This window comes from Dysgonomonas sp. 216, assembly GCF_010501065.1.
In the GTDB taxonomy this organism is placed as follows: Bacteria; Bacteroidota; Bacteroidia; order Bacteroidales; family Dysgonomonadaceae; genus QVMM01.
Map to the genome: position 1 here is coordinate 100,441 of NZ_QVMM01000010.1, position 12,696 is coordinate 113,136.

At 36.6% G+C, this 12,696-nt stretch carries 9 protein-coding genes; 1 reads left to right on the forward strand and 8 read right to left on the reverse strand.

All coding sequences use genetic code 11. The features are described from left to right. Window positions 1-159 precede the first annotated feature (159 nt). The 7 genes from D0T53_RS07745 to D0T53_RS07775 all read right to left on the reverse strand — a co-directional run bounded on the left by D0T53_RS07745 (window position 160) and on the right by D0T53_RS07775 (window position 9,365). Window positions 160-441 (reverse strand): RNA-binding protein, encoded by a 282-nt coding sequence (locus D0T53_RS07745; protein ID WP_163266532.1) that lies wholly within the window; start codon window positions 439-441, stop codon window positions 160-162. Between the two features lie 28 nt (window positions 442-469). Next, window positions 470-922 (reverse strand): cold-shock protein, encoded by a 453-nt coding sequence (locus D0T53_RS07750; protein ID WP_163266534.1) that lies wholly within the window; start codon window positions 920-922, stop codon window positions 470-472. A 64-nt stretch (window positions 923-986) separates the two neighbouring features. Next, window positions 987-2,111: a DEAD/DEAH box helicase gene (locus D0T53_RS07755; RefSeq protein WP_163266536.1), complete on the reverse strand. Its 1,125-nt coding sequence runs from the start codon at window positions 2,109-2,111 to the stop codon at window positions 987-989. Between the two features lie 52 nt (window positions 2,112-2,163). Then, window positions 2,164-2,895, reverse strand: a complete 732-nt coding sequence (locus tag D0T53_RS07760) for a 1-acyl-sn-glycerol-3-phosphate acyltransferase (protein ID WP_163266538.1) — start codon at window positions 2,893-2,895, stop codon at window positions 2,164-2,166. A gap of 21 nt (window positions 2,896-2,916) precedes the next feature. Next, a complete protein-coding gene (locus D0T53_RS07765; protein ID WP_163266540.1) occupies window positions 2,917-3,987 on the reverse strand; it encodes a nitronate monooxygenase family protein in 1,071 nt (356 codons plus the stop codon). Window positions 3,988-4,464: 477 nt separating this feature from the next. Continuing rightward, entirely contained in the window at window positions 4,465-7,815 is a 3,351-nt protein-coding gene (locus D0T53_RS07770) for a DUF5107 domain-containing protein (RefSeq protein WP_163266542.1), read from the reverse strand. 176 nt (window positions 7,816-7,991) lie between these two features. Continuing rightward, window positions 7,992-9,365 carry a sugar porter family MFS transporter gene (locus tag D0T53_RS07775; RefSeq protein ID WP_163266544.1) on the reverse strand — a complete coding sequence of 458 codons (1,374 nt, stop codon included), beginning with the start codon at window positions 9,363-9,365 and terminating at the stop codon, window positions 7,992-7,994. Between the two features lie 127 nt (window positions 9,366-9,492). On the opposite strand from D0T53_RS07775, the gene D0T53_RS07780 reads away from it, so the two are divergent. Continuing rightward, entirely contained in the window at window positions 9,493-10,392 is a 900-nt protein-coding gene (locus D0T53_RS07780; RefSeq protein ID WP_163266546.1) for an AraC family transcriptional regulator, read from the forward strand. 67 nt (window positions 10,393-10,459) lie between these two features. Here the strand turns inward: D0T53_RS07780 and D0T53_RS07785 are convergent, their stop codons facing one another. Beyond that, window positions 10,460-12,691, reverse strand: a complete 2,232-nt coding sequence (locus tag D0T53_RS07785) for a TonB-dependent receptor (RefSeq protein ID WP_163266548.1) — start codon at window positions 12,689-12,691, stop codon at window positions 10,460-10,462. Window positions 12,692-12,696 lie beyond the last annotated feature (5 nt).

The following is a 12,696-nucleotide window of genomic DNA, read 5'->3' on the forward strand; positions in this document are numbered from 1 at the left end:
GACTGACTGGAATGGTCAAGGGGGACTAAAATCCCCCTCTAATTATATGCCTATTCCAAGAAATTATGGCTTAGAAAACCCAAATATACAACCTTGAAAAAATACCCAACTGTCAGATCTAGTCTAAACTTTTACAGTTAAATCTAAATTATTGTTCGATTAGTAACGGTTTCTATTGTATCCACCATTGCTTCTTTCGGTTCTAGGGCGAGCAACATTTACACTGATTGTTTTACCTTCGAAATCAGTATTATTTAGCTCATCAATAGCTTTCTGTCCTTCAGCATCATTAGGCATTTCGACAAAACCAAAACCGCGAGATCTTCCGGTTTCTCTGTCTGTAATAATTTTCGCTGAGTCTACTTCTCCAAAACCTGCGAATAATTCTTGTAAACTTTCACTTGTTGTGCTAAAGTTTAAATTTGATACGTAAATGTTCATTTGATTTTTTTTATTAATTAATTATTTATTATTGGACTTCCTTTTTAACAAGAGCAATCCTTACGGCATTCATTCCTTTCTGACCACGTTCCAATTCGAACGTTACCATATTTCCCTCTGTAATAGAAGCTGGTGCACTACTAACATGGAAAAAGTATTTTTCAACACTTCCTATATGTTTTATAAAACCATACCCCTTATCTGGGTTAAAAAACTCTACACGCCCATTCAGTATAGGCTCTTCTACATCTTCTTTTTTGGGTGTAGAGATAATTATATCTTCAATCTCAATTTTTTCTTTGTTTGTCAAATCGGGAGGAGTACTGGTAATAACTCCATTCTCATCTATATAAGCAATCATATCTTCAAAAGAATCTGTCGGATTATTTTTCCTTTCTTCTCTTTTCTGCTGCTTTTCTTTTCTCTTTTGTTGTTTATTTTTTTCTATTTCTCTTTTATTAAAAGAATTTGATTTCGCCATATTTTTCTGTTAACTATCTAATTTTATTTACATTTTTACTATCGAATACAGAGTCTACAACCAGCTACAAACTGAAATCTGATACCACAAGATTTTTTCCCGTTAGTTTTTGAATATCTTTAAGCATAGCATTCTCTTCTTTCGAACAAAATGTTAAGGCTGTTCCATTATTGCCCGCACGTCCGGTACGACCAATACGGTGTACGTAAGTTTCAGGCACATCGGGTAAGTCATAATTGATCACTAACTCCAACTGATCAACATCTATCCCTCTTGCTGCAATATCTGTAGCTATAAGAACCCGGGTTTTACGCGATTTAAAATTACTTAGTGCCCGTTGACGTGCATTTTGCGATTTATTTCCATGTATAGCTTCACTTCCGATGCCTGCTTTGCATAAAATACGTGCAATCTTATCTGCTCCGTGCTTAGTGCGAGAAAAGACCAAAACCGACTGTTTTTTATCTTTCTTCAACACATTGATTAGCAAATCTTTTTTCTCCTGTTTCTCTACAAAATAGATGTACTGTTCAATTGTATCTATCACTGAAGACGTTGGCGTTACTTCAACTTTAAGAGGATTTCGTAAAATAGAACGAGACAAAGACGCTATAGCCGATGGCATAGTAGCGGAAAAGAAAAGTGTTTGTTTTTCTTTAGGTAATTTGGGTAGCAAACGTTTTATATCGTGTATAAAACCCATATCGAGCATACGGTCGGCCTCGTCCAAAACAAAGTGACGAACAGAATTTAAACTGATAATCCTCTGGTTCATCAAATCTAATAATCGTCCGGGTGTAGCAACCAATATATCTATACCTGCTTTAAGTTCATTTACTTGAGCATTTTGCTTTACTCCTCCAAAAATCACACAGTGCCGAATTCCTGTATACTGGGTATACTCATTCAGACAATCATTTATCTGGATAGCCAATTCACGAGTGGGGGTTAGTATCAGAGCTCTTATTTCTCTTTTCTTGCCACTTTCTTTATTCAGATAAAGTTGCTGAATAATTGGTAACGAAAAAGCAGCTGTTTTGCCCGTTCCAGTTTGTGCTAATCCCAATATATCGCGATTATTAAGCGCAGGGAGAATAGCCTGTTGCTGTATGGGCGTTGGAGTTATATATTCTTTTTCTTCCAGAGCCCTTAATATAGGCTCAATAATATTTAATTCTTTAAATGTCATGTTTTAATATTAAACTGCTGCAAACTACGGCAACAGTATTTTTATTTTGCTATCAATTGATAGCCTCAATTACTGCTTTTTCGGTTTTTTCAAAAACCTCCGAAAAAGGCATATCCTTTACAGAGACAGGGTCATGAATTATTAGTTCAAGTTTGTTACCTATACCTAAAGGAAAAGAACCCCATTTTGTCATTTTCCACGAGTTGTTAATTGTAACAGGAACCATATAAGCTGAAGCTGCATATTTACATAGAATTTTCAATCCGTTTTCGGCAAACGGCCTTGGCTTACCAGTTTTACTTCTCGTTCCTTCGGGGAATATTACTACTGCACGCTTATATTTTTCTATGTATTCTGCCATTTGCCTTATTGCAGATAAAGATTGTTTAGGATCTTTTCTGTTTATTAGTACCGATCCACCATGATTCAGATTGTATGATATACTGGGGATTCCTTTACCCAATTCAATTTTACTGATAAATTTAGGATGTACTTTTCGCATAAACCACCCAATGGTTGTTATATCATACAAGCTTTGATGATTGCTTGCTATAATGAGAGGTGCATCTGTCGGGATTTTATCCAATCCTTTAACCCTATAACTTGTACCTAAAAAACGGGTATTGGCTATCAGGAAAAAGTATAAAGCATCTACACTTTTTTTATGAGCTTTATAACCAAACAGGTTGAAACTTATCCATTGAATGATATGAAAAACGACCAAAGTACTACCAAACAATAGATAATAAATAACAGAAAGAGGATATGCTATTAACTTTTTCATCTACAATTCATTGACACCAAATTAACTTTCAAGTTTTGCTTTCAGAAATTCAGCCTTCAGATTAGATATAACTTCTTTTACTGTCGATATTTTTTGAGATAAATGTACATTAATACCTGTAAAAGCATAGCCTTTCTTCATATTGCCTTTTGCCGCCTGATAGAGACATTGAACAATACAATAAGGGCTTTTTGTATAATCGCAGGTTTTTATGCAATGGAAAGGACATGTTTTGGGTTTTTCCAAACCTTTTTCTACACTCTGAATAAATTCGCCATCAATAGCTCTACCCGGCATTCCAACTGGACTTTGTATAATTCTTACATCTTCCTGCTTTGCATTTATAAAAACATATTTAAATGTATCGGAAGCATCACATTCTGTAGTTGTAATGAATGAAGTACCCATCTGCACGCCAGAAGCACCCAATTCGATAAAACGAAGTACGTCTTTTCCCGTCGAAATTCCTCCTGCAGCAATAACCGGAATATTTTTCTCGTCCTTATACAAATTCGCGATACTTACCACTTCGGGTATAAGTTGTTCTAATGAATATTGTTCATCTTCGAGCTGGTTTACTTTAAAGCCCAAATGTCCTCCGGCTTTGGGACCTTCTACAACAATAGCATCGGGCAAATAGCCATAATTATTTTTCCATTTATCGCATATAATTTTTGCAGCCCGTGAAGAAGACACTATGGGAACTAACTTTGTTATACTATCCTTTGTTAAATACGAAGGCAAATCGAAAGGCAAGCCAGCTCCGGCAAAAATAACATCAACTTTTTCGGCTATCGATGTTTTTACCATATCGGTATAATTGCTTAATGCAACCATAATGTTTATACCAATTATACCTTTGCTTTTTTCTTTTGCTTTTTTTATTTCTTCTTTCAATCCTAAAATGCACTTATTCAAATAGTCGCCGGGAGACTTATGATATATCAGCCCTAATCCGGCACACGATATAACCCCTATACCTCCTTCATTAGCTACTGCCGACGCTAAACCCGACAAGGAGACTCCTACGCCCATGCCACCTTGAATAACAGGAAGTTTTACTTCCAAATTACCTATAAAAAATGATTTCATTTCATTTGCAAAATAATGTCACGATAATTGCGGAACACACTTTCGCGACTTGTTAATATCATTATAAACAAGAAAGTTAAAAGAGATCGATTTCGACAAGAGAAAAAACTTAATAGAGATATTAAGAAAATGCAATGCAGATAAAGAACAGAATAAACTTGTTTGTTTACGGGTCAAATGTAGGTATAAAACTTCACTAGTCAGCTATAAATGTGCATTAATCTTCATTTATTACAAGACATTACACATTTATGCTGTTATTTTCCTTATTGGCTAACAAAGTTACTTATAGCAAATTACCTTAACAATTATACTTGTATAACAAATCAAACAGGGTGTTTGTATTTATAAGCCCTACTACTCCGATTTACTTATTTGAGGTTTTGGGGAGGCGTTGAATTTTTAAAGGGTGTGTCAAGTTTACATTTGACACACCCTTTTGTCACATTAAGTTAAGCTATATGCAAGCTTTACTATCTACTTTTGATTATCAACATCGTTCAGAATATACTTAATATCGAGATTATTAATATCCAAGCTCAATGCTTTCTGTAAGTATTCTTTTGCTTTACTAACATTTCCGAGCCCAAGATGTCCTAATCCCATTACATAATAGCAATGTATTTGGTTACGTATATTTAAATCATCTTCCCAGATTGCAAGATCAGGAAGCGATACAGCAAAGTAATCGATACGACAATTATCAAATAAATGCTTCTCTCCATGGTCTACTAATTTATTGAAGCGGCTATGTGCTTTATCGGCATTACCTAATGCAGCCCAAGCTAAACCCTGATAGAAAATTTTATCCGGTTGTTGATCGTTATAAAAGAAAGCCTGCTGAGGTTCGGAAGCTCCTACCGTCGCTTTTTGCAGATAGAATGTAGCTTTTTCACTATCCCCTACCCCTCTGTAAGCTATACCTTTATAATAATCGATATCATTCTCTTCTGCATTTGCCAGCTTACCTTCTCCCAGATTATGAGGATAAAAGTCTATTTCGTGAAGAAGAATCAGAGCCTCATCATACCTTTCATTAGCTATTGCTTGCTTAGCTAACTCTACACGACAAACTGTGTACTGTTTAGTTATTTTACCTTCGCCGCCTTCCCATGGATGGAATTTGCGTGATGCAATCAACTTTTTAGCCTCTTCAAATTTACCAAACTGATTATATAGCGTAATACGTTCTATACAAAGGTCATCGCGCTCTTCTACCAGATTGGGGTACTTTTCCATTAAAGCCAAACGTTCAGCTTGCGAAACACCCATCTTTTTATACAACTGATCTAATTCCATGAATAGACGAGAGTCGGTTATATCAAGGCTGAATGCTTTTTCCAATAATTGGCGAGCCTCTTGTTTTTTATCAAATTTGTTATAGTAAGCCAATGCCAGATTCCGAAGCACAGTTGAAAACTTGTCGTTTAGACGCATCGATTTTTCCCAACAAGTTCTAGCCTCATCGTATTGACGGAAAGCATACCAAAAGTTACCCAAATAGTACGGAGCTAAAGAATCGGAAGGGTTAACCATCATTGCATCCTGCAAAATATTAACCTCTTCGATTCGATTAGGAAAACATCTGTCCGGATTCATCTTCGATGCTTGCTCATAGTATTCTTTTGCCTTAGCCGCATTACCTGCCTGTGAAGCAAAATAACCTAACGCATAATATACCATCGGATAAACATCATTTTCATCGGCAATGCTGTACGATAATAACTGACTTGCTTCTTCAAATAATCCGGCACCTGCAAAATCAAGAGCATATTCGATGTAAGGATGTGTTGCTCCACGCATCAAAGTTTTTAGATTATCCAAATCATTAGAATCATTTGTTAACAAATACTTTTCGAAGCGACACCCCATATTAAACTTGTCAATTTTCAAAGAATCCTCAATCAAAGCCAATGCTTCATCTTTTTTGCCTAACTTTCTTAAAATCGACGTTTTCAACTGACGAGCTTTATGATTGTGCCAGTTTCTGATTAAACTCCGATCGACCCGATCTAATGCATCCTCCCACAATTCTCTGCTCGCATCAATACGGGCTAAAGCATAGTAAGCCGAATCTTGCCATGCAGCATTCCATGTCGCTTTAAAAAACGCTTCGTAAGCCTCATCTTTCTTACCTTGCATATCCAAGCACCAACCCAAGTTGTAGTGAGGTTCGCCATCATACGGATTAGGACTTCGTTCTATTTGTGTTTCTATTGCCTTGCGTAAAAACGGTTCCGCTTTAGCAAATTGTCCTCTGCGCATCAAAAGCAATCCCATTGCATTATTGCATCGAATATCTCCCGGTTCACGACTTAAAGCTTCCATATAATAATCTATCGGGTTATATGTAGCATGCCGGTATTGCTCTAGATGAAGCCCTGTCAAAAACAATTGCTCTATCGATGCAATTTCTTTGGGGTCTTTCGCTGCTTTTGCCGGATCGGGTGTAGGTTTAATTTCCGGTTTATCTGCCTGATATTTCAATAATTCTTTTCCATCCGATGTATATAACTCAAAAATCACATCTTCGGGCAGAATATCTCCAATTGTTGTTTCTTTAATATAGTATTCCGATGGTGACGTATTTGTATAATCATCCAAATAAATCTTCCCTTCCGTATTCTTCAAAATAATGCGAAGATCCTTAAACTCGGATGTAGTATAAAGGATAATCTTTGCTTTATCGCCTTTTATATCAATATTAACAATAGCATCTTTGTTAGCATTCTTTACATAACCAACTTCGGCGTAAGGCATAAAGTATTGTACCCACGATTTTTCTTCGTTAGGCTGCAACCATGTAAAATCCGGTTGATTATCGGTGTAAACACCTGTCATCAACTCAATATATGGTCCGTCTTCGTCTGTCAAGTTTCTATCCCAAGCCTGTCCGAAATCGCCGTTACCCCAAGTCCATTGCTTTTTACCGGGCGATACATTATGGTTTGCAACATGCAATAGTCCTCCCTTTACATCTTCTTCATAACCACCAACAAAGTCGAACTTTGATTGGATAGCCATATAAGATGTAGGAACTGGAATATTCTTATATTTCGATATATCTACTCCGGCAGAATAATCTTGTTTGTAATATTCGCCTGTAGCTATCGGAAAATTAGAAACAGCACGTTTACCATGGTCGAATACGGCATGTACATCGGGCGGGAATACCGAATGATATCCATCGTTTACAACTACAGCAGGATTTGCCCACCAAAGAAATGTTTGCGGAAACGCTGTACGGTTATAAACCTTTACATTGATTTCGATATAAGCTTTTCCCGGATAAAGAGTAAAGCCCTGCATTCCTTTTGTGCGAAACATACGCTCTACCTCGTTACACCATATAGTAACACTTCCGTCTGTATTGTTTTCAATTGCATAATCGGTTGGAAGAAATGTACTTGGACGATGATGTTGAGGCCAATTAAACTCGATACCACCCGAAATCCAAGGACCGGTAAGCCCAACCAAGGCTGGTTTTATAACCTGATTATAATAAACAAAATGACGCTGTTTTACCTTATCGTAAGCCATATGAATACGTCCTCCGAGCTCAGGCAATATCATAACCTTAATGTACTCGTTTTCGATAAACAAAGCTCTATATTGCTTATCTATCTTTTCGTCCGACACCTTTTCGACAACAGGATAGGGATAAACAACACCCGAACTGCCTTGATAAACACGTTTTTCTAAAAATATCGGATTCTTCTCTTCCTCTCCGATTTCGTATGTAGGCAGCATAATGTCTTCTTCCCATGCTTTAACTACACCCTTTTCATTAACGGTAGATTGAACTAGATAAGCGGTTATCTTTTCCATTACATGAAACTTTTTAATAAATAATCTTTTTAATTGTATTATACTCTTGTTTATATCTAGATATTCTTTTGCCTTTTACAGAGAACAAGCTTCCTGAAATTCTTCAATAAAATGGTCTTTTACATTACCATATATTCAGTTTGTGTATAATTGACTGATTGTTTTCAGGAATATGTTCATTTTGTAAGTTCTTTTTCTATTTCTTCCAACGACTTACCTTTAGTTTCGGGTAATTGCGAACGTATAAATAGAAAACCTGCTACACAAATACCTCCGTATATCCAGAAAGTACCTGAAGCCCCCAAAGATTCGTTCAACAGAGGGAAAGTATAGGTAAGCAAGAAACTCGCTACCCATAAAAAGAATGTTGATACGGCCATAGCTGCGCCACGTATTCTGTTCGGAAATATTTCAGATAAAACTACCCATACTATTGGAGCCAATGACATAGCATAACACGCTATAGCCAACACTACCAGAAGTAACATAGGCAACCCTGTTATCTCGAAATAGTAGAAAGTACCTAATGTTATATAGATTAGTGCCAGTCCTGCCGATCCGACAAACATCAAAGCACGACGCCCCCAGCGGTCTACTGTATAAATAGCAACGAAAGTAAATATGAGATTGGTTACTCCGGTAACAACAATATTCATTAATACATCAGACACGGTATAGCCTGCTGCTGAAAATATTTCGTGGGCATAATTGAATATTACATTTATCCCGCACCATTGCTGAAAAACAGCCAATACAATTCCTATAATCAACACCCGACGAACATTCGGTCGAAACAAGGCTTTCCAATCTGTTTTTTCTTCATTATTAGAAGATATTAGAATTTCGTTCAATTCTTTATCTGCATATTTATCCCCTCCTATCTTAGCAAAAACTTTTCGGGCGGCATCTTTTTTCTGGTTTGCGACTAACCAACGTGGACTTTCCGGTATAATAAAAGCCAATATAAAAAACAGTATAGCAGGAACAAGTTCAGCCCAAAACATCCATCTCCATGCCCATTCCACCCCATCGGCAGATAGAGAACTTTTATCCGGCATAAAATAATCTCCTATTTGCCAGTTAACTATCTGAGCTGCTAAAATACCTATAACAATAGTTAACTGATTTAATGAGACAAAACGCCCACGAACCGAAGCAGGCGAAACTTCTGCTATATATATAGGCGATATATTAGAGGCAACTCCAATACCAAAACCACCAAGTATACGATAAACTATAAACCATGTAAAATTATCAACAGCACCGGTACCATAAGCCGAAACCGAAAACAAAACGGCAGCAAGAATAAGCATTTTCTTTCTTCCATACTTGTCGCTCCAAAGGCCTGCCAACAAGGCGCCAACCAAGCATCCAACCAAAGCACTACTCATAGCCCAGCCACGCATTGCAGCCGATCCGTCAAGCCCGAAAAATGGTTCGTAAAATATTTTGGCTCCTCCAATTACTACCCAGTCGTATCCGAAAAGAAGACCGCCCATCGCCGAGACAAATGTGATGAGCAACAGATAAGATTTTTTATGTTCGTTCATGATTTATTGATTAAGTTTAGATTTATAAAACAAAAGTAGAATTTCGGTAAGATATAAAAATGTAAAATACCTTGCAAAACATGTAAAAAACAACTAATTTCACACAAAATCGACATATCAGTTCAATATGGAAAATATTATACCGGATGGCTTTAAGGGTGAAAGAGCTATTGTTACTCCTTACAATATAAGGACATATCAGAAAGAGAATTATATTACCAAACAAATGTATATTACACATATTGGCTATTATCCCGATGCTAAATTTCACTTACGAAAACGAGATAAAGGAGCTAAGGAGAATATTTTTATTTATTGTGAGAAAGGGTCTGGTTGGATAGAGTATAACAACGAACGGTTCCAGTTGAAAGAAAATAGCTTTTTCGTTATTCCTGCAAATGAACCTCATACCTACGGAGCAGATAAAAGAAACCCTTGGAGTATATATTGGTTACATTTTCAAGGAGATAATGTCGAAATGTTTAAGTCGATCATGGGTAAACTTATCCATATAGAACATTCGGAAAGAAGTAGAATACAAGATCGCATACAATTATTCAACGAAATATACCAAAACCTAAGTATGGGCTACAGCCCTGAGAATCTTGAATACACAAGCTTTTGCCTAATGCATTTTCTAGCTTCTTTAAAATATATATACCAATACCGTGAGATAAAGAAACTGAAAGAAGATGACATTATTCAAAAAAGCATCTTATTTATGAAAGATAATCTGGAAAATAAAATCTTGGTCGAAGACATTGCTAATACTATAGGGTATTCACCTTCGCACTTTAATACATTATTTGTACAAAGAACCTCATTTTCTCCTATCGAATATTATAATCAGTTAAAGATACAAAGAGCCTGTACTTATTTACAGTTTTCGGAATTAAAAATAAAGGAAATAGCTTTCAGATTAAATTATTACGACCCATTTCACTTTTCAAAAGCCTTTCATAAAGAAATGGGTATTACTCCTAAAAATTACAGGGAGAAATATCAGGATAAAGCTTTTGAGGTATAAAAAAACCTCCTGTAAATAATGACTTTACAGAAGGTTTTTAACAATTATTTATCAAACTGTTCTAAAATCAGAATCTATATTTCATTCCGAATTCCACAGTAAATGGACGGATGTATGTACCAGACAATATAGCCCCTTCCATTTTTTCGGCTTCTTCGCTAGTATATAAGTCAGCTCCCGAAATAGTTCCTTGCGCTCCCCGCTGATTCAACAGATTTACAACTGTAGCACTAAATTCCAGATTCTTACCCAATGAGTAATTTGCTCCTGCGAAGGTTTCCCATCTACCCTTAAAATAGAGCGAATTTGTAAGGTTAGCATATTCTTTACTAAAATAACGTGCACTAGCCCATATTCTTAAATCTTTCCATTGATAACTTGGATCTATTTCGATCAAAACTTTCGATACTCCGGTTACAGTATTATCGTTAAAATTATAATCGACAGGAGTTTCTCCTTCAAAGTTTACTGTTCCCGAATAATTCTTGTATTTAGGCGCCTGTAATGTTAGTAAAAGATGCAGATTGAAGTTTTTGAAAGGAGTAGCAACAACATCAGTAGTCCATCCTATTGTTTCTATATCGTACGACACTGTAGGGCGGGAAACAGTGCCTTGCGAGCTGGTAAAATTAACAGTAGAACGATACTCGTCACGTTTGATGTAGGTTGCTTTAGATACTACACTAAAAAGAGGATGGTTATAGAAAACACCAATACCTGCTCCGGGTATTTTTGATTTTTTCAGGTTAGGCTCATTACCAGCCGAATAATTCTCCAAATGTCCTGCCTGCTCATTGTAAGTAGCTTCACCCAGCAACCCGAAGTTCTTGGTCATTTTATATACGCCGCTTACCATAAAAGCTTTGTTGAACCAATCCTTATTAATTTTGGTTTTCTTGTTCGACAAATAAGGTATTCCTTCCAATATGTCATTTTTATTGATATAATCTCCCCGCAAGCTTTGATATTCAAATCGGGCTCCCAGATTCAGAGTCAACACATCTGCAATATCCCATTTATCTGTAAGGAATATTGCCGTCTTGTTTTCAGTTCCGTTGTGGTACTCATTCAGATAAGTACCATTTTCCAAATCATAAGGAACAACCTGAGGATTAGCTTCTACTGTTTGGTTATATATAACTCCTTCTGTCGTAAATTTGTCAATATTGTATAACCATTGATTCAATCCGATTTTCCATTCATGCTTCCCAGATTTTTTACCTACTTCAAATAAGCTGGTAAGAGAAGTAATAGGAGTTTTCTTTGAAGCCAACGCCATTACACCTTGAAGATATGCTGTCCTTTCGTTACCATTGGCATCTATAAATGTTTGTTCCGTTTTTGTAATACCTGTCATAATGGGCAAATACATTCCCGACTTAGCCGTATGATACCTCACAATATAATTGAGTTTCAATCCGTTATCGAGTGTATTTTTCCCAATCAAATCGAAAGTATGACTTTCCGAACCATAATCATCTATTGCGTCACGTTCAACAATCGCTCCTGTTTTAGCATCTCTTACATTAAACTTCTGACCTGCCAAATAACTATCGCTCCCTATCTTAAATCCGTCGATTTCGGATACCGACCCATCAAGATGGTATTTGTAAGGTGCATATTGTTGCATAGTCATCGACTTAGAATTTGCATACTTATAGAATGCTGAAATAGAACCCGATCCGCCTAAGAACTTATAATCTTGAGTAAGAGCGGCTTTATACAACTGGGTTTGGTCATTATAATAACGATCAATATTATTTTTATTTACTTTATAAGTTCCCGGATCATAATTAACAAATGCTCCCAGCGAAAACTTTAATCCTCTTTTTGTTAGAGGACCGCTAATATTTGCTGTACCATTCAGTAACCCGAAATGATTTGAATTGATCCCCACATTTCCGCTAAACTTATCGGTTCCCATATTATTGTATGTGCCTACCGAAAAACCTACATCGCCTATATTTATAGCCGTTTGACCCAAGTCCAACAGTTTGACCCCATTTGTCATTGCATCCATACGCCACGATTTATATGGCATTTCGGGCCAGAAGAAATAAACCACAGGCAGATCGTTTTCCAATACAGTTGTTCCTCCTACACTGGCAGGAAGCCCGATATTTACATTACGTGGGCCTGCATTTGCCGAAGCCGCATTCAGCATCACATTACGGTCGCCTCCCTGTTCGTTTCCTGCAACGCGGGTAGTGTCAGCTTTTGCCTTATCCTGTGCATTCACATTCAGACCCAAAACTGTAAATGCAGTTAATAATCCTATATTTATTAAATACTTTTTCATGATGT